The organism is Actibacterium atlanticum (assembly GCF_000671395.1).
GTDB classification, from domain to species: Bacteria; Pseudomonadota; Alphaproteobacteria; order Rhodobacterales; family Rhodobacteraceae; genus Actibacterium_D; species Actibacterium_D atlanticum.
This window is the reverse complement of the sequence record NZ_AQQY01000007.1, coordinates 51,348-68,934: the sequence shown is the minus strand read 5'-3', so window position 1 is coordinate 68,934 and position 17,587 is coordinate 51,348. Positions and strand designations below refer to the sequence as shown.

At 59.5% G+C, this 17,587-nt stretch carries 15 protein-coding genes and 2 tRNA genes; 8 read left to right on the top strand and 9 right to left on the bottom strand.

What is annotated here, in order from left to right; genetic code table 11:
* From ATO10_RS11475 to ATO10_RS11460, 4 genes are all read left to right on the top strand, one after another.
* Positions 1-702, top strand: coding sequence for an HAD family hydrolase (locus tag ATO10_RS11475; RefSeq protein ID WP_035251615.1), 702 nt, complete (start codon positions 1-3; stop codon positions 700-702).
* Between the two features lie 72 nt (positions 703-774).
* Positions 775-2,541 carry a DUF4153 domain-containing protein gene (locus ATO10_RS11470; protein WP_035251614.1) on the top strand — a complete coding sequence of 589 codons (1,767 nt, stop codon included), beginning with the start codon at positions 775-777 and terminating at the stop codon, positions 2,539-2,541.
* A gap of 69 nt (positions 2,542-2,610) precedes the next feature.
* Positions 2,611-3,198: a heme NO-binding domain-containing protein gene (locus ATO10_RS11465; protein ID WP_035251613.1), complete on the top strand. Its 588-nt coding sequence runs from the start codon at positions 2,611-2,613 to the stop codon at positions 3,196-3,198.
* Positions 3,199-3,214: 16 nt separating this feature from the next.
* Positions 3,215-4,210, top strand: coding sequence for a diguanylate cyclase domain-containing protein (locus ATO10_RS11460; RefSeq protein WP_238323489.1), 996 nt, complete (start codon positions 3,215-3,217; stop codon positions 4,208-4,210).
* A 10-nt stretch (positions 4,211-4,220) separates the two neighbouring features.
* Here ATO10_RS11460 and ATO10_RS11455 read toward each other — a convergent pair.
* The 6 genes from ATO10_RS11455 to ATO10_RS11430 all read right to left on the bottom strand — a co-directional run bounded on the left by ATO10_RS11455 (position 4,221) and on the right by ATO10_RS11430 (position 8,950).
* Positions 4,221-4,295, bottom strand: a tRNA-Glu gene (locus ATO10_RS11455).
* Between the two features lie 36 nt (positions 4,296-4,331).
* Positions 4,332-4,406 (bottom strand) — tRNA-Glu (locus ATO10_RS11450).
* Positions 4,407-4,490: 84 nt separating this feature from the next.
* Positions 4,491-6,242, bottom strand: coding sequence for a single-stranded-DNA-specific exonuclease RecJ (gene recJ / locus ATO10_RS11445; protein WP_238323486.1), 1,752 nt, complete (start codon positions 6,240-6,242; stop codon positions 4,491-4,493).
* Positions 6,239-7,201: a class II fructose-bisphosphatase gene (gene glpX / locus ATO10_RS11440; RefSeq protein ID WP_035251611.1), complete on the bottom strand. Its 963-nt coding sequence runs from the start codon at positions 7,199-7,201 to the stop codon at positions 6,239-6,241. The genes recJ and glpX overlap by 4 nt, the downstream gene beginning before the upstream one ends.
* 84 nt (positions 7,202-7,285) lie before the next feature.
* Entirely contained in the window at positions 7,286-8,572 is a 1,287-nt protein-coding gene (locus ATO10_RS11435) for a homoserine dehydrogenase (RefSeq protein WP_035251609.1), read from the bottom strand.
* A 78-nt stretch (positions 8,573-8,650) separates the two neighbouring features.
* The gene (locus ATO10_RS11430) at positions 8,651-8,950 is read right to left on the bottom strand and encodes a hypothetical protein (protein WP_051598108.1); all 300 of its coding nucleotides are present in this window, start codon (positions 8,948-8,950) and stop codon (positions 8,651-8,653) included.
* A gap of 157 nt (positions 8,951-9,107) precedes the next feature.
* Here ATO10_RS11430 and ATO10_RS11425 point away from each other — a divergent pair, with 157 nt between their 5' ends.
* On the top strand, positions 9,108-9,596 hold the full coding sequence (locus ATO10_RS11425) for a hypothetical protein (protein ID WP_035251607.1): 489 nt from the start codon (positions 9,108-9,110) through the stop codon (positions 9,594-9,596).
* Here ATO10_RS11425 and ATO10_RS11420 read toward each other — a convergent pair whose 3' ends face one another.
* The 3 genes from ATO10_RS11420 to ATO10_RS11410 are packed head-to-tail and all read right to left on the bottom strand — an operon-like array spanning position 9,597 to position 12,531.
* The gene (locus tag ATO10_RS11420) at positions 9,597-10,181 is read right to left on the bottom strand and encodes a TadE/TadG family type IV pilus assembly protein (protein WP_035251605.1); all 585 of its coding nucleotides are present in this window, start codon (positions 10,179-10,181) and stop codon (positions 9,597-9,599) included.
* Complete coding sequence (locus tag ATO10_RS11415; RefSeq protein WP_155886757.1) at positions 10,178-10,774, bottom strand: TadE/TadG family type IV pilus assembly protein; 597 nt, start codon at positions 10,772-10,774, stop codon at positions 10,178-10,180. The genes ATO10_RS11420 and ATO10_RS11415 overlap by 4 nt, the downstream gene beginning before the upstream one ends.
* Positions 10,774-12,531 carry a TadE/TadG family type IV pilus assembly protein gene (locus tag ATO10_RS11410; protein ID WP_035251601.1) on the bottom strand — a complete coding sequence of 586 codons (1,758 nt, stop codon included), beginning with the start codon at positions 12,529-12,531 and terminating at the stop codon, positions 10,774-10,776. Before ATO10_RS11410 ends, ATO10_RS11415 begins: the two co-directional genes overlap by 1 nt.
* 328 nt (positions 12,532-12,859) lie before the next feature.
* Here ATO10_RS11410 and dnaG point away from each other — a divergent pair, with 328 nt between their 5' ends.
* The 3 genes from dnaG (at position 12,860) to ATO10_RS11395 (ending at position 17,526) form a co-directional block, all read left to right on the top strand.
* Positions 12,860-14,812 carry a DNA primase gene (gene dnaG, locus ATO10_RS11405; protein ID WP_035251599.1) on the top strand — a complete coding sequence of 651 codons (1,953 nt, stop codon included), beginning with the start codon at positions 12,860-12,862 and terminating at the stop codon, positions 14,810-14,812.
* A gap of 117 nt (positions 14,813-14,929) precedes the next feature.
* Positions 14,930-16,915 carry an RNA polymerase sigma factor RpoD gene (gene rpoD / locus ATO10_RS11400; protein ID WP_035251597.1) on the top strand — a complete coding sequence of 662 codons (1,986 nt, stop codon included), beginning with the start codon at positions 14,930-14,932 and terminating at the stop codon, positions 16,913-16,915.
* Positions 16,915-17,526, top strand: coding sequence for a hypothetical protein (locus ATO10_RS11395; protein ID WP_035251595.1), 612 nt, complete (start codon positions 16,915-16,917; stop codon positions 17,524-17,526). Before rpoD ends, ATO10_RS11395 begins: the two co-directional genes overlap by 1 nt.
* Positions 17,527-17,587 lie beyond the last annotated feature (61 nt).

Below are 17,587 nucleotides of genomic sequence, written 5' to 3'. Positions count from 1 at the left end.
ATGCAGACCCTGCGCGCGATCATTTTCGACAAAGATGGAACGCTGTTCAATTTTCATGCGACCTGGGCGGCGTGGGCCGCTGATTTCCTGACAGACCTGTCTGGCGGCGACACCAATCGGGCGCAGTTTCTGGGGGATCAACTTGGCTTTGACATGGCATCGCAAACCTATGCCCCCGACAGTCCCGTGATCGCGGGCACCCCTGAAGAGATCGCTTCCCACCTTTTGCCGCATCTGCCGGGAATGTCGGCGGCGCATTTGGTTCTGCACATGAACGAGGCCGCAGCCTGTGCCCCGATGAAAGAAGCCGCCCCCCTGATCCCGCTGCTGGATACCCTCAAGGCGCGCGGCTTGGCCCTTGGCGTGGCGACCAATGATGGCGAGCACCCCGCCCGTGCCCATTTGCAATCGGCAGGCATCGAAACCAGGTTTGACTTTATTGCCGGGTGTGACTCGGGGTTTGGGGCGAAACCGGCGCCCGGGCAGCTTCAGGCCTTTGCGCGCCATGTCAGCCTGCCGCCCTCGCAAATCACCATGGTTGGCGACAGTCGGCACGACCTGTTGGCCGGACGCGCTGCTGGGATGACGACGATTGGCGTACTGACCGGGCTGGCCCTGGCCGAAGACCTGCACGATCTTGCCGATGCAATCCTGCCCGACATCGGGCACTTGCCGGGCTGGCTTGACGGCGCCAGCACTTAAATTCAGGGGTTTGCATGGCTGGCGTGGTTGACGGAACGCGCTTATGCTGACCTCAGAAAGGCAGGTGATGGCATGGCTTTAAACCCTTCTCCGACCCTTGGGCGCGCGATGATGGGCGCGATTGGCGCTTTGGCGGGGCTTTGTCTGTGGCTTTTGGTGGATGTGCTGGATGATCAACTGCGGGCGGTGCCGCGCCTGTTTCTGGCATTGGTCGCCTTTTACGGCGTGTTCTTTACCTCTTTGCTGGCCCTGCTTGGTCCGCTTCGGTTGCGGCGTGCCGGGCCTTTCGCGGCTTTACAAGGGGTAGGCGTCACCGCGCTGGTCTTGTGGTTCAGCCTGCGGTTTGACCACATCGAACAAACGCTGGAAAGCCCGACAGCCTGGGTTGCGGCAATCATCCTGACATTGATCCCGCTGCCCTTCGCCATCGCGCAGGTCAAAGAGGGCCGGTGGAGCGACTACAGCGGGCTGTTCGCCCATTCCTGGGACATCGTCGTGCGCTACGCTGCGGCCTGGGTCTTTGTTGGCCTGGCCTGGGGGGTGGTGATGCTGTCAGATCAGCTGTTCCAACTGGTCGGGATCGAGCTGATCGAGCACCTGCTTGATGTTGATCCGGTTCCCTTTCTTCTGACCGGGACTGCGCTGGGCGTTGCTTTGGCAGTGGTGAATGAACTGTCAGACTATGTTTCGCCCTATCTGGTGTTGCGGCTGTTGCGGCTGTTACTGCCCGTGGTGCTGGTTGTGATGGCGGTATTCCTTGTGGCCTTGCCGTTCCGGGGGTTGTCACATCTGTTCGGCGGGTTTTCGGCTGCTGCAACCTTGATGACCATGGCGATGGGGGCGACCACGCTGATCACCACGGCGCTGGACGCCGATGACAGCCGCGCGGTGGCCTCGGCCCCGATGCGGGTTATGGCGCAACTGATGGCGCTGATTCTGCCCGCGCTGGGCGTTCTGGCAGCAGTCGCCATCTGGCTGCGCGTCGATCAGTACGGCTGGACCCCGGACCGCCTGGCGGCCTCGGTAATCGCGGCGCTGGTTCTGGCCTATGGCTTGGCCTACGCCGTATCTGTGATTTTGCGGGGCGACTGGACCGGGCATATCCGGCGCGTGAACATGGTTCTTGCACTGGCCGCTCTGGTGGTTTCGGCGGCGTGGCTCAGCCCTTTGCTGAACGCGCACCGCATTTCCACAAACAGTCAGGTTGACCGATTCGAGGCCGGCCAGACCGATGTTGCCGATCTGGACCTGTGGCTGATTGGGCGCGAGTGGGGCCGGGCTGGTCAGGCTGGCCTTGCGCGGCTACAGACCATGGAGGGCCACCCACAGGCGGACGTCTTGCAACAACGTATCACGCGTCTGAACGACGCCGACAGCCGGTATGACTTTGCCAACGAAGATCGCGCGGTCACGGCAGAAACACAGCTGCGCGACCTTGCGGATTTGCTTCAGGTTGTGCCCGAGGGTAAATCGGTGCCTGACTGGTTCTGGGATGGTCTGCCCCTGCATAAAGTTGAACAATTACAACGCGCATGCGCCCGGCGTACACCGGCGCAAAACCGCGGATGCATGGTGCTGTTTGCCGATCTGAGCGACCTTGTCGACGGGGACGAGGCCGTCGTGTTTGCCCTCAGCGCCAATGACAGCCTTGTTGTGGATGGCTATTTCAATCGCACCGGTCGGATCGACACGCGGCGGGCTAATTTTCTTGGGGGCAGCAACCTGACCAAAGGCGGGGCAGCGGTGTTGGATCAGCTTGCTGAAGGCGCCTTTGCGTTGGCCCCCGTCCCAGCCAGAGTATTGGAACTGGGCGGTCGCCAGCTCTATTTTGCGCCCTGAAAAGAGATTTTCGAATTGTTAAGACCTCGCACCTAGTCTCGTTTGAAACGAGTAGAGGTGTTTGGGTTCATGCATGGCCTGATAAACAGATCCATCCAGTGTTTCCTGCAAGATACCTATGGTCCCCCGTTGTGGCGTTCGGTTGCCGAAGAATCTGGGGTTGGTGGCGATGGGTTCGAAGCAATGCTCAATTACGAGGATCGTCTGACAGATGATGTTCTGGGCGCGGCTTGCCGCCATCTAGATAAAAGCCGCGAAGCCCTGCTCGAAGACATGGGCACCTATCTTGTTTCAAACCCACGTCTTGAAAACCTTCGGCGGCTATTGCGTTTTGGTGGCAGCAACTTCCTGCAATTCCTGCATTCGCTGGATGACCTGCGCGGGAGGGCGAAACTGGCCGTTGATGATCTGGATCTTCCTGACCTTGAAGTCATTGACGACAGTCCGGTTGCCTTTCGTCTGGAATGTCGCTGGCATTGGCCCGGAAGCGGGCACCTCATGACCGGTTTGCTGCGCGCCATGGCGGATGACTATGGGGCGCTGGTGTTGCTGGAAGTGCAGGACGCCAGGAATGGAGTCGAAACCGTAGTAGTGGAATTGCTGGACAGCGCCTTTTCAGAAGGGCGTAGCTTTGATCTGGCGGCGCGGGCGGGATAACGCAATGCACAATAACATGCCGATATCTCATCGGGCGATTGCCCAACTGATGCCAATGCATGTCTGGCTGACGCCTGATGGGCGCATTCGGGCTGCGGGTCGGTGCTTTCAGAAGCTTTGTCGTGACTGCGACCTGGAAGGGCGACTGTTTACCGAAGTGTTCGACATCCGTCGTCCACGCTCGGCGCGTTCGATCAACGGGCTGCTGAAAGCGGATGGGGTCCAATTACAGCTCTCGCTGATCGCCCCGCCCCATACCACTCTTAAAGGGGTTGTTGTCCCGCTTGAAAAGGACGGTGGCGTGTTGATCAACCTGTCCTTTGGCATCGCGGTGGTCGATGCCGTGGCAGATTTTGGCCTCACGCTTGATGATTTCGCCGCCACCGATCTGACGGTGGAGTTGTTATATCTGGTCGAAGCCAAAGCCGCCGTTATGGATGAGCTGCGCAAATTGAACACCCGCCTGCAAGGCGCGCGTATTGCCGCCGAAGAACAGGCCTTTACCGACACCCTAACCGGACTCAAGAACCGCCGGGCCTTGGAACATGTCACCGCGCGTTTGCAGGATCACGGGCAGGACTTCGGCCTGATGCATCTGGATCTGGACTATTTCAAAGCTGTGAATGACACCTATGGTCACGCCGCCGGGGACCATGTGTTGCAGCAGGTGGCCAAGATTCTGGTCGAGGAAACTCGCGTGAATGACACCGTCGTTCGAATTGGCGGGGATGAATTTGTTCTGGTCTTTGAGGGGCCGATTGACATGAAACGGCTTGATCGTGTCGCACACCGTATCATTGAACGGCTGGAGGCACCGATTTCATATGACGGGGCCCAATGCAGTGTCTCGGCCAGTATCGGCACGACCATGTCCAGTTTCTATCAATCCCCAGACTGGGAGACGATGCAACGTGACGCCGATATGGCGCTTTATGCATCCAAGCGGGCAGGGCGCTCGCGCGTGACACTGGCAGCAATTCAGGATCGCCGTGGTCAGGTCGCATCCGGGTAACGTTGAAAAGTGGCAGCCCGTAGGGGAATCGAACCCCTCTTTCCAGGTTGAAAACCTGGCGTCCTAACCGATAGACGAACGGGCCACACAACAGCGCCCGGCAATCCCCCCAAAAGGAAGGTGGCAGCCCGTAGGGGAATCGAACCCCTCTTTCCAGGTTGAAAACCTGGCGTCCTAACCGATAGACGAACGGGCCATACCGTGGCGTGACGCGGTAATTAGGGAAAATGACGGCGCAGCGCAAGAGGATTTTCCCGAAAATTTCAATCGCCTGTCACGATCATGCCGGCGCGGCGTCTTCCAGTCGTAACTGTACCTGCGTACGCCCGCCCCAACTGTTAATTTCTAGCCGCCCAGCCAGATGAAACGGTGCGCCACCGTGGTTCTCAAGTGCGGGGCCAAGCGGCCCGTCAAAGGCTCCAAAGGCGATGGCGTCGATGGCTTTGCCGATCCCGTCCGAAAAGCTGAGTTTCAGATGGGTCGCGCCAACGCGTTTCACGAATCGGATCTTAGCGTCAGGAAAGGCAAAGCGGGGTGCCGGGGCCGATGCCCCAAAAGGTCCGGCGGCTTCGATCTGTTCAATCAGCTCCACCGAGGCGCCGCCGGGCATCAATACCGCATCCAGCCGCAAATCCGCCGCGCCGCGCTCTGCGGCACCTTGTTTTTGCATCAGTTCTGACAGGCGTGCCATCGCCGGTTCCAGTTGATCGCGGGTCAGGCTCAACCCGGCAGCCATCTTATGTCCGCCGCCTTTGCTCAGCAGGCCTTCGCCCACCAGCCGCTGAACCGAAGCCCCAAGGTCGACCCCACTTACCGACCGGCCAGAGCCTTTGCCCGCGTCGCCGTCAAACCCGATGACCACAGCGGGGCGGTTGGTGGCCTCTTTCAGGCGGGCGGCCACAATGCCGACAACGCCCGCATGCCAACCTTCGCCCGCGGCCCAAACCAGCGGTGCCTCCAGCCCGCGCGCTTCGGCCTGGGCCATTGCGGCGTCGCGGACAGCGTTTTCAACGTCGCGCCGCTCGACGTTCAGCTGCTCTAAGCGTTCCGCGATGGCGGCGGCCTCGGCCACGTCATCGGTGGCCAACAGGCGCGCGCCCAAATCGGCTTTGCCGATCCGTCCGCCAGCGTTGATGCGTGGCCCTAGCACAAACCCCAAATGATAAGAGCTGGGCGCGCGATCAATCCGCGCGGCGTCGGACAGGGCCACCAGCCCGGGCCGCGCGCGCCGCGCCATAACCTTCAGACCCTGACGAACAAACGCGCGGTTCACCCCGGTCAGCGGCGCCACATCGGCAACCGTGGCCAGCGCGACAATATCCAGAAAATCCATCATATTCGGGCCTTTATGGCCCGCTTCGCGCAGCTGACGCCCGGCTTCGACCAACATCAGAAACACCACCGCAGCAGCACACAGATGCCCCAGATCGCCGCTTTCATCTTGCCGGTTCGGGTTCACCACGGCCAGCGCAGGCGGCAAGGTTTCACCGCCCAGATGGTGATCCAGCACCACCACATCCGCGCCCTGTGCGGCGGCGATAGGTTCGTGCGACAAGGTTCCGCAATCCACGCAAAGGATCAGATCATGATCTTGCGCCAGCGCCTGCATGGCGGGCACGTTGGGCCCGTAACCTTCGTCGATGCGGTCGGGGATATACAGTGTGGCCGGGCGGCCCATCTGGCGCAGCCAGTCAATCAGCAACGCGGCCGAGGCCCCGCCATCAACGTCATAATCCGCGAAAATCGCAATCTGTTCGCGGTTTTGAACGGCGCTCAGAAAGCGAGCGGCGGCGGCTTCCATGTCGCGCAGGCTACGCGGATCAGGCAGCAGATCGCGCAGGGCAGGGGCCAGAAATGCCGGGGCCTCGGGCGCGCTTACCCCGCGTGCGGCCAGCACGGCGCATAGGGCGCCGGGCAAGCCGGTGTCTTGTTGTAAGGCTTCGCTTTGGCGCGTCTGATCCAGGGTCGGCCCGACCCAGCGGCGTCCGCTGATCGAGCTATCGACCCCTAAAAACGCGCGCGCTTGGATCACTTGATCGGGTTGCGGTAAACCATGCGCCGCACCGACCCGGTTTTCGAACGCATCAGGATCGTCTCAGTGGTCAGGTGAGTGGGTTCGCGTTTGATACCGCTCACGACCGAGCCATCGGTGACGCCGGTGGCCGCAAAGATCACGTCTGCGGTGACCAGTTCATCGCGCGAATAGATGCGGTCCAGATCGGTAATACCGGCTTTGGCGGCACGGCCACGTTCGTCATCGTTGCGGAACAACAGCTTGCCCCACATCTGACCGCCCATGCATTTCAGCGCCGAAGCGGCCAAAACGCCTTCGGGCGCACCGCCCGAGCCCATGTACATGTCGATGCCGGTGATTTCGGCCTCGGCGCAATGGATCACACCAGCCACATCACCATCGGTGATCAGGCGGATCGCGGCGCCGGTTTCGCGGATCTCGGCAATGGTGTCTTCGTGGCGCGGGCGTTCCAGAACGCAGACGGTGATGTCATCTGCGTCACAGCCTTTTGCCTTGGCCAAAGCTTCAACGCGTTCGCGCGGCGACATGTCCAAAGACACCACATCCTTGGGATAGCCCGGGCCGATGGCCAGCTTTTCCATATAGGTGTCGGGCGCGTGCAACAGCGTGCCGCGCGGTGCCATGGCGATCACGGTCAGGGCGTTGGGCATGTCTTTGGCGGTCAGGGTGGTGCCTTCCAGCGGGTCCAGCGCGATGTCGACTTCGGGGCCGGTGCCCGCGCCAACTTCCTCGCCGATGTACAACATCGGGGCCTCGTCGCGTTCGCCTTCACCGATCACCACAACGCCCTGGATGTCCAGTTTGTTCAGCTGGTCGCGCATGGCGTTCACAGCGGCCTGGTCAGCGGCTTTTTCATCACCGCGGCCAACCAGTTTGGCTGAGGCCATGGCAGCGGCTTCGGAGACGCGGGCCAGACCCAGCGAGAGCATACGGTCGTTGAAATCAATTTTCGACATGGGGGAGGTTCCCTGAAAAGAAGTGTGGCATTCGGTCTGGGTTTATCCGCCCCGTGCAACGCGCACAAGACGAAGGGCGTTTCGTCAGACCTGCTCGATGCGCAACGCAACAGGATTGCCCGAAACGACGCCAGTTTCAGCAAAACCGCTAAGCGCCTGATCCAGTGCATCGCGGGTTGTCTTGTGCGTGACGATCAAAACCGGCGCTGTTGGCTCGGAATGGCCGTACTGACGCATCCGATCAATCGACACGCCGGACTCGCCTAGAACGGTGGCGATTTTGGCCAGCGCGCCCGGTTTGTCCTGCAGCTCCAGACGCAGGTAATAAGGCGCCGCGGAATCGACGCGCGCCCGGCGCATCTTTTCCAGCCCCTTGGCGGGCTGGCCGAAAGTTGACAGGCGGATACCCCGCGCGATGTCCAGCACGTCAGACAGCACGGCGCTGGCTGTCGGGCCTTCGCCCGCTCCGGCGCCACGCAGTACGATCTGGCCCACGGCGTCGCCTTCCAGCACCACCATGTTGGTGCCGCCTTCCAACTGGCCCAGCGGGCTTGCGGCGGGCACAAGGCAGGGCGTCATACGCTGTTCCAGCCCGCGCCCGGTCAGCTGTGCAACGCCCAGCAACTTGATGCGAAAGCCCATATCGGCGGCCTGATGGATGTCCTCAATCGTGACCTGACCGATGCCTTCCAGCTCAACTCCGCCGAAATCGACCTTGGTGCCAAAGGCAATCGCCGACAAAAGCGCCAGCTTGTGGCCCGCATCAATCCCGCCCACATCCAGGTTCGGGTCAGCCTCCAGATAACCAAGCTGGTTGGCCTCTTCGAACACTTCATCATAGGGCAGCCCGGCGCTTTCCATCCGGGTCAGGATGTAGTTGCAGGTGCCGTTCATCACGCCCATGACGCGGTCGATCTGGTTGCCGGCCAACCCTTCGGTCAGCGCTTTGATCACCGGGATGCCACCGGCGACGGCGGCCTCAAACCGGATCAACTGACCGGCGTCTTCGGCCAGCTCGGCCAATTCCTGACCATGCACGGCCAGCATCGCTTTGTTGGCGGTGACCACATCTTTGCCGGCTGCAATCGCGGCTTCGGTGCCGGCTTTGGCCGGACCGTCTTCGCCGCCCATCAGTTCAACGAACACATCCACGTCGTCGCGCTTGGCCATGGCAACGGGATCGTCTTCCCAACCATAGGCCGACAGATCGACACCGCGATCCTTGCTGCGCGAGCGGGCCGAGACACAGGTGATCTCGATCGGGCGCCCGGTGCGTGCGGCCAGAAGATTGGCACGCTGCTGGATGATTTTGACGACGCCGACACCGACGGTGCCCAGCCCGGCAATGCCAAGGCGCAAAGGAGTGGTCATGAACGGAGGCTCCCGTAGTGGAATTTTGGTTGCGGCGGTGTTAGCGCGTTGCGCCCCGGCATGCAACGCGTCAGAGCGTCAACCACCATGCTGCGTGACGGCGCTTTGCAGACGCGCGCGCTCGGTAGAACTCAGCACGTTTTGGCCCCGCAGTTGGGCCGCGCGCTGGCGCAACCACGCCGCGCGCCGGATCAGCGCCGCGGCGCTGTCATCATCCAGACGCGGCGCCTGTTGTGTGCCAATCACATCATCCGTAGGGGCAAGGGTCGGGAAAACGGTGTCATAACCGCGGGTGTTCATCGCGGTATCCACCTCGGGGAACTGCGTGCAGCTGGCGCACGTGATGGCGATCAAACCTGTCGCAACGATACGTTTCATGACGTCCCCAATTGGATTCGCTGCACTGTATCTTGGCCGTATAGGCGCGGGCAAGCCGTGGGGTTTGCGCTTGTGGCGGCATCTCGCTGGTTGCAACATGGCTCGACCTTTGGTGCCGGGCGCGCTAGAGCGGAACCACACGAAGGGAAGGGTCTCCATGTCAGAACCGTTGTTCACGCTTTCAACGTCTCCCGCACGACGGGTGATCGGGATTTCCATGCTGCTGGTATTGGGGGCGGTTTCGGTCTTCATCGCCTTGACGCGTGGGCATGACTCTTTGTTCTGGCAGATCTTTTTGCTGATCCTTGGCCTGGCGGTCCTGTATCAGGCTGAAATGATGCGCCGCGCCACGGCGCTAAGCCTGGAACTTTACCCGGATGTTTTGCGCGACAGCGCCGGGCAAGAGCTGGCCCGGATCGACGACATCAAAGAGCTGGACCGCGGCACTTTTTCCATAAAACCGTCGAACGGATTCACCATTGTGACCCACACATCCGGCCAACGCAGCTGGGCACCAGGGCTGTGGTGGCGCCTGGGACGTCGTGTTGGGGTGGGGGGCGTGACCAGCGCCCCGCATTGTAAGGCGATGGCCGAAATGATCGAGGCGATGTTGCGCGAACGGGATCAGGCCGACGAAACCGGATGATCAGCTGTTGCAGTTGATCCCTTCAAAACACATGATCGGAACCCAGCGTGGCCGGGTGACAATGATGTTTTCAAACGTCACATCGTCCAGCCCGACAGATTCAAACGCTGGGGTGTAGTCGACCGTTGTTTCGACCAGAATCGCCCGGTCTCCGGTGCTCATAACCGGGATTTTGTCGTCAAATTCGCTAAGCTGACCTTCAACCAAAGCCGACTTGCCAACCCCATATGACCAGTCCATGCGCAACACGCGGCCCGTATCCTCCAGCCCGCAGTTGTCTTCGCAATAGACCACAGTGACCCGAATTTCCGGGTTGGCACCCGCATCCAGCGTCAGATAGCTGAAGACAGTATGCAGGCCGTCAATATAGTTAGCATTCACCGAGGTGTCTTCGCGGCTTAGAATGTCGCTGATCGTATAGGCCGCGCGGATATTGGTGGCCTTTGCCGCATAGGTTTGGAAATAGTCCACTATGCCGACGTAAAACAGGGCGATGAAGGGCAGGATCATCACACCCTCGGCCAGGATGTTGGCATCTTCTTCCGCCCAGAACCGGGCGCACGCGTTGCGGATTGACGTAATCATGATTCAGATGCTCCGCCTGGTTCAACCGCGAAGGCCGATGTCGAATGCAGGCGAATGCCGGATTCGCCCTCCTCGAAATTGCTGTCCCCGTCATGGTCCTGCAGACGATTGGCCAGCTTGGTGCCCGGGAAGATCGGGTCGACCAACAGGCAGACATGAAGGATCATCAACGAGTTCTCGGTCGCGGGGTCAAAGTAGATCACCGGGCTTACTGTGGCGCCGCGGTTTTGGCATTGCTGCAAGTCATCCGCGATGCTCCAGACATCCGTCGAGACTTCGATAAGCGCAACGCGAATGTCATCCGAGCATTCCCCGCCCAGAAAATCACCGCCATATTCGCAGATCTGACTGACCAGCTGATCCCCCGAAATATCCGGAAAGCTGCCCAGACGCAGATCGCGCACGGCCATATCCACGCTGTGGTTCAGAACCGCATGGCGCGCCTTGAGCCAAGACAGCTCGAACGCCCAAAGGAAGGTGAAATACACCACGGGCATCATCATGACGAAGGCCACGGTGGTTGTGCCGCGCTCGTCAGCAGCAAAGCCGCGCAGGCGCATCCACATAGGGGTGAAAGAAGTAAAGCGCCGCATTATTGGGTCAGCCTCAACTGGTTAATGGAACTGGCGATAACGCCGAAGGTTTCAGACAGGTTGGTGCCGTCTGCCGCGAAGTAGTGGCCCGGCGTGCTGGCGCAGTCTGACATCACGTCATCGGCGTTGCCCGACACCTCGAAGCCAATGGTATAGACGATGATCCCTTGCGCACGCGCAGCAGCACAGATTTGCGACAGACGGGTGTTCTTGGTGCCATTGCCCCAGTGGGTTTCGGGGTCTTCCAGCCAGGACCAGTCGCCAAACCAGTCGGTGGTGAATTTGTCCCAGACCTCAGGATAAGTCATCTGCACGGCAGAACCGGGCTGTTGTTCATAGGTGGTCTCGGTTTCGGTCCAGCAACGGCGCCCATACCACCACGACCAGGTGCAATAGGTGTTGGTCACGGTAATAGGCTCACCATCTGCATCCCCGTACGGGTAATCATTCCATGTACCGTTGTGGGTATAATAGTATTTGCCGGTGCTTTCTTTGTAGATCGAATACCGATCCGAATAATGGGTGTTCCGCCATACGGGAGAGTCACCTTCGCGATACCCGTCTTTCAGATAGTGCTGATCGGTGTTCACCCCATCGGTCATCAGCACGATCACCTTCATCATGTAGTCCTGCGTATAGCTGTAAGGACGATCAAAGAAGACGGCGTCGACGATAGGATCGGGGTTGCCGTCATCATCGTTGTGGCCGATCAGATCAATGACGGTGTCGCGCATGCTGGGGTCCAGCAGGGCGGCGCCCCACTTCATGCCCACGTCGATGGAGGTGTTCCCGCCGGCGCTCAGATCGTCGATATAATTGATAAGCTGTACGTAATCGCCCTGCACGGGGCGGATTTTACGCCAGTTGTTCGTGCGGCAGGTCCGGCTGTTGTTGCTGGCCCAGGTTCCGTTGTTCCACGGATCAAAGTGCCCCGTGCGCTGCAAAGGGTCTGGATTGTCAGGATCGTCTTCCAGCGGGATCGTGGTGGTCAGCATGTCATCTGCGCTGAAGGTTACGCAGTGCGAATAGTCATGCTCGGCGGTGACATGCATGTAATCCAGCAGCTCCTCACCGGCGGTGACCTGCTCGGCATAAGGCACCAAAGAGATCGACACTTTGCCTTCCTCGACCGAGCAATCCGCGCCCGAGCCACGCTCTTCATTCGGGTTGCACTGCATGTAATAGACAAAGTCTTTTGCCGCCTGACGCAGTTCGTAAATCTTGGAGTTGCCCGAGCTGGAGGACCAGCCCATGGAGCCAGACACGTCCACCACCAGCGACACTTCAAGGTCGGTGATGCCCTCTTCGGCGGTGCTGTAAGCCGTGGCCTGCAAATTGTCGACACCCAGCAGGTGTAGCCAAATCGTTGTGATGTTCGCGGTGGCGGTGGCGTTTACGCGGCGAAAGCTCAGCTCGCCCGATGCGGTTGAACTATCAACATTGATCGAGTCGGTATCCAGAAATTCCGACAGGCCAGCCTTATCGAAATAGTCGATCACCACGGCGCGGGCGTCTACGTCCTGATCCAGATCAGCGGCAGCCAGAACCGCGCGGTCCAGCGTGTTTTGCAGTTCCATCCGGCGCGCTTCAAAACGGATGGTGTCAATCGCCAGTCCCGCGCACAGCAGCATCGCAATCATGATGTACATGCCAAAGAGCAGCATCGAGCCCTCTTCGTTGCGGCCAAAACTGCGCGCCAGTCGACGCAGCCCGCTGGCGGGGCGTGGGGTGAGACTCTGAACCGTACGATTAAACATAACACTTCCCTTTCGACGAACTGGCCACAGGACTCAGCGCGCACGTATCGCATCGGTACTTATCGCAAGGGGGTGTGTTGGCAATTTAGCCGAATTACGGCGAAAATGAGGAAGTAAACACGAAGTTAACCCAAACCGCAGGAAACCGGCAGTTTGTTAACAAAACGTAAACGAAAACACGGTTTCGTGACGTAGCGTCAGGCTTAGCAACTGCGCTGAACCGATCAAGTGTAGATTGCGAAACAATCTGGACGTGTTGTTTCTGACCAAATTCAGAGGCTGGATTCAGGGGCTGGATCAGCCGCGCCGGAAACCGCTATAAAACCCTATGAGCCTTCCGCCCGGATTCCTTGATGAACTCCGCACCCGCACCTCGCTTTCGCAGGTCGTGGGCCGAAAGGTCATGTGGGATCAGCGCAAATCCAATCAGGGCAAGGGCGACATGTGGGCGCCTTGCCCCTTCCATCAGGAAAAAACCGCTTCTTTTCATGTGGATGACCGGAAAGGTTATTATTACTGCTTTGGCTGTCACGCCAAAGGCGATGCGATCTCGTTCATTCGTGAAACCGAGAATGTCGGTTTTATGGAAGCAGTTGAAATTCTGGCGCAGGAAACCGGCATGCCGATGCCGGCGCGTGATCCCAAAGCACAGGAAAAGGCTGATCGGCGGACGCTGCTGGTGCAGGTCATGGAACAGGCGGTGCAGTATTTCCGCTTGCAGCTGAAAACCGGGGCCGCCGCCGCCGCGCGCGACTATCTGGCGGGGCGCGGTCTTTCTGAACCCGCGCAAGAGCGCTGGGAAATTGGTTTTGCCCCGGACGCATGGCAGGGGCTTTGGGACCATCTGGTCGCCAAGGATGTCGCCCCTGAGCTGATCCTTGCCGCGGGGCTGGCCAAACCCAGTCAAAAGGGCGGTAAACCCTATGACACGTTCCGGGGCCGCATCATGTTCCCGATCCGCGATGCGCGCGGGCGGGCAATTGCCTTTGGCGGGCGTGCGATGGACCCCAATGACAATGCCAAATACCTGAACAGCCCCGAGACCGAGCTGTTCGACAAAGGCCGCACGCTGTTCAACCATGGCCCCGCCCGCGAGGCCGCGGGCAAGGGGCAACCGCTGATCGTTGCCGAAGGCTATATGGATGTGATTGCCCTTTCTGAGGCCGGGTTTGGTGCCGCCGTTGCCCCCTTGGGCACCGCAATCACCGACAATCAGCTGCAGCTGCTGTGGCGCGTCGCCAACGAACCAATCATCGCGCTGGATGGCGACACGGCGGGCCTGCGCGCGGCGCATCGCTCGATTGATCTGGCCCTGCCGCTGCTGGAGGCCGGCAAATCCCTGCGCTTTGCTCTTATGCCCGCCGGAAAAGACCCCGATGACGTAATCCGTGCAGGCGGGGCAGGGGCGATGACCAAACTGCTGGATGCGGCCCAACCCATGGTGCAGCTTCTTTGGTCACGAGAGACCGAGGGAAAGGTTTTCGACAGCCCGGAACGCAAGGCCGCGCTAGATAAAGATCTGCGCACGGTGATCGCCCGCATTCAGGACCCGTCGATCCGTGGCCATTACGGCGAAGAAATCAAGCGACTGCGCTGGGACCTTTTCGGCCAGAAGCGCGGCGCACAAAAGGGCAAGTGGCGCCCGCGCAACGCCCCGGCACCGGCGCTGGCCAGCACCCGCGCCTCTTCTCTGGTGGCGGCCACCGAACGATTCAGCGAAGAGCTGCGCGAAGCCGTTATTCTGGCCTTGTTGATCCGCTATCCCGGGCTGATGCCCCGGTTTGAATCGCAGCTGGAGGAGCTGAACTTCACCAGCTTCGAACATCAAAAACTGCAAAATGCCCTGTTGCAAAACCACGCCCAGACCGATCCGGCGCTGATGCAAAGCGCGATTGAGGCTGAAACTGGCCCTGCGCCTCTTGAAAACCTGTTTTCGCTTGGCCATGTGCAGATTGTGCCAGCCCTGCGCGCGCCCGGAAATGAGGAGGCGGCGCAGCTTGCCTTGGCCGAGGCTTTCGCCAAACTCATTGCCGACCGCGCCCATGAAAGCGAACTCAGCCATGCCGAGGCCGAAATGGCCGCCACGCCAAACGAAGCCCTGACATGGCACCTGCGGGAAAATAATCAGGCCCGCGATTCTGCCATGCGCGGCGATACAGAGGATCGTGCGGAATATGACACGTTGGATAACGGGGCCCGATTGGTGCGCGAAGAACGGGAAAGGTTCCGCACCTTGCTTGCACAACTGGGCATGGATGAATCAAATTCCGGTGGGTCGTGACGTTCTGGCGACGAATGCATAAAGAATCAGGTTTAAACGGGTGTGCATGCGCGTGATTCGCGCTATTGATTCGTTTCAAATACGAGCGAATCAGTTCCACGCCGCAAGGAGCTCTACATGGCCGCAAAAGACAACGACGACCGCAAGTCCGAGCAGGAGCCTGAAACTTCTCTCGATATGAGCCAGGCCGCCGTCAAGAAGATGATCGCCGAGGCACGCGAAAAGGGCTACATCACCTATGAGCAGCTCAACCAGGTGCTGCCACCCGATCAGGTCTCGTCCGAACAGATCGAAGATGTGATGTCCATGCTGTCCGAAATGGGCATCAATATCATCGAAGAGGAAGAGGCCGAGGAGGAAGAGCAAAAAGGCTCGACCGCCGTGGTTGAAACCTCGACCTCGCGGGAAGTCACTGTCGCTGCGACAGAAACTGAAAAGCTGGACCGCACCGATGACCCCGTCCGCATGTACCTGCGTGAAATGGGCTCCGTCGAACTGTTGTCGCGCGAAGGCGAGATCGCCATCGCCAAACGGATCGAAGCCGGTCGCAACACCATGATTTCCGGGCTGTGTGAAAGCCCGCTGACCTTTCAGGCGATCACCATCTGGCGTGACGAACTTCTGAATGAAGACATTCTGCTGCGCGACGTCATCGACCTGGACGCCACCTTTGGGCGCTCGTTGGCCGAAGATGAAGACGACGAAGAACCCGTCGTTGCCGAAGTCGACACCTCGGCGGCCCCCGCAGCCAAGAAGGACGATCAGCCTGAACTGGATGCCGATGGCAATCCGATCAAGGCCGAAGAAGAAGATGACGAGGACGAGCAGGCCAACATGTCGCTGGCCGCGATGGAAGCCGCGCTGAAACCGCGCGTGCTGGAAACGCTCGACCTGATCGCCCAAGACTATGCCCACCTGTCCGAAATGCAGGACCTGCGCATGTCGGCTACCCTGAACGAGGATGACAGTTTCTCGAAGAAGGAAGAGCAGGCCTATCAAAAGCTGCGCTCGGAAATCGTTGAGCTGGTGAATGAACTGCACCTGCACAACAACCGGATCGAAGCGCTGATCGACCAGCTTTACGGCATCAACCGCAAGATCATGCAGATTGATGGCTCGATGGTGAAACTGGCTGACCATGCCCGCATTAACCGGCGCGAGTTCATCGAGGCCTACCGTGGCTATGAGCTGGACCCGACCTGGATGGAGCGCATGTCCGAAAAGGCCGGGCGCGGCTGGCAGGCTTTCGTTGAACGTTCTGGCCCCAAGGTCGAAGAGCTGCGCGGCGAGATGGCCCAAGTCGGCCAGTATGTCGGCGTCGACATCCCCGAATTCCGCCGCATCGTGCAGCAGGTTCAAAAGGGCGAAAAAGAAGCCCGTCAGGCCAAGAAAGAAATGGTCGAGGCCAACCTGCGTCTGGTGATCTCCATCGCCAAAAAGTACACGAACCGTGGCCTGCAATTCCTTGATCTTATTCAGGAAGGTAACATCGGCCTGATGAAGGCGGTCGATAAGTTCGAATACCGCCGCGGCTATAAATTCTCGACCTACGCCACATGGTGGATCCGTCAGGCGATCACCCGCTCGATTGCCGATCAGGCGCGCACGATCCGTATTCCGGTGCACATGATCGAAACGATCAACAAACTGGTACGGACCGGTCGTCAGATGCTGCACGAAATCGGCCGCGAGCCGACGCCCGAGGAACTGGCCGAGAAGCTTCAGATGCCTCTGGAAAAGGTCCGCAAGGTGATGAAAATCGCCAAAGAGCCGATCTCTCTGGAAACGCCCATCGGCGACGAAGAAGATTCACAGCTGGGCGATTTCATCGAGGACAAGAACGCCGTTCTGCCGCTGGACAGCGCCATTCAGGAAAACCTGAAAGAGACCACCACCCGCGTGCTGGCCTCGCTGACCCCGCGCGAAGAACGTGTTCTGCGCATGCGCTTTGGTATCGGCATGAACACCGACCACACGCTGGAAGAGGTCGGCCAACAGTTCAGCGTGACCCGCGAACGTATCCGCCAGATTGAGGCCAAAGCCCTGCGAAAACTGAAACACCCCAGCCGCAGCCGCAAACTGCGGAGTTTCTTGGATCAGTGATGGCACTTAGGCCTGCCCGCCGACCATCTATATCGAAGTCGGATGCAGTGATTTCGCAGCTCGAGGCGGCGGTGTTGCTGCTTCTACGAGGATTTGACCCCATACCGGTTCATACGCTGGTATGGGCGTCTCGAACCGTTCTCAATGATCTAAACAAGATTGAGACGATACCGATCCTTGACATGTTGGATGATGCTGTCTTGCGAAGGGTAGAGCCGGGTTTCGTGGGTGAATGGAAGCGTCACCAAAATCGCGCCGCGAACTTTTTCAAACATGCAGATCGAGATCCAGATGAGACACTTGAGGGCGTCAACTTAGATGCGCTTAACAGTATTGAACTGCTCATTTGCATTTTAGCCACACAGCAATTAGCAGGAGAGATACCGCGAACTCTTGCTTGTGGGTTGACTTACTTGGGTCACCGATCTGGTAGATGGTTTGACTTCAGAGGTTACTGTGAAGACGTTCTAGGGGGAACGGAACATTACGACAGCTTCCGCCGTTGGCGGCCAGAAAAGCAGCGAGAAATTGCCCTTGGTGCATTTGAAAGAGCCTACATGGAGCAAAACTGGAGTGGTTTGCGTGTTCCGACAACAAACCCGGTGAAGTAAAGGCGCCCGATGCCCCGCATCGGGCAGCACCCGTCCCGCCCCATGGGCGGGCGCTTCACGC

Excerpts from the sequence above, each read along its gene's own strand:
- ATO10_RS11410 (WP_035251601.1), bottom strand. The coding sequence starts at position 12,531 with ATGTTTAATCGTACGGTTCAGAGTCTCACCCCACGCCCCGCCAGCGGG.
- ATO10_RS11470 (WP_035251614.1), top strand. The coding sequence starts at position 775 with ATGGCTTTAAACCCTTCTCCGACCCTTGGGCGCGCGATGATGGGCGCG.
- ATO10_RS11435 (WP_035251609.1), bottom strand. The coding sequence starts at position 8,572 with ATGACCACTCCTTTGCGCCTTGGCATTGCCGGGCTGGGCACCGTCGGT.
- ATO10_RS11465 (WP_035251613.1), top strand. The coding sequence starts at position 2,611 with ATGCATGGCCTGATAAACAGATCCATCCAGTGTTTCCTGCAAGATACC.
- ATO10_RS11420 (WP_035251605.1), bottom strand. The coding sequence starts at position 10,181 with ATGATTACGTCAATCCGCAACGCGTGCGCCCGGTTCTGGGCGGAAGAA.
- ATO10_RS11475 (WP_035251615.1), top strand. The coding sequence starts at position 1 with ATGCAGACCCTGCGCGCGATCATTTTCGACAAAGATGGAACGCTGTTC.
- ATO10_RS11430 (WP_051598108.1), bottom strand. The coding sequence starts at position 8,950 with ATGAAACGTATCGTTGCGACAGGTTTGATCGCCATCACGTGCGCCAGC.
- dnaG (WP_035251599.1), top strand. The coding sequence starts at position 12,860 with ATGAGCCTTCCGCCCGGATTCCTTGATGAACTCCGCACCCGCACCTCG.
- ATO10_RS11425 (WP_035251607.1), top strand. The coding sequence starts at position 9,108 with ATGTCAGAACCGTTGTTCACGCTTTCAACGTCTCCCGCACGACGGGTG.
- rpoD (WP_035251597.1), top strand. The coding sequence starts at position 14,930 with ATGGCCGCAAAAGACAACGACGACCGCAAGTCCGAGCAGGAGCCTGAA.
- ATO10_RS11460 (WP_238323489.1), top strand. The coding sequence starts at position 3,215 with ATGCCGATATCTCATCGGGCGATTGCCCAACTGATGCCAATGCATGTC.
- ATO10_RS11395 (WP_035251595.1), top strand. The coding sequence starts at position 16,915 with ATGGCACTTAGGCCTGCCCGCCGACCATCTATATCGAAGTCGGATGCA.
- ATO10_RS11415 (WP_155886757.1), bottom strand. The coding sequence starts at position 10,774 with ATGCGGCGCTTTACTTCTTTCACCCCTATGTGGATGCGCCTGCGCGGC.
- glpX (WP_035251611.1), bottom strand. The coding sequence starts at position 7,201 with ATGTCGAAAATTGATTTCAACGACCGTATGCTCTCGCTGGGTCTGGCC.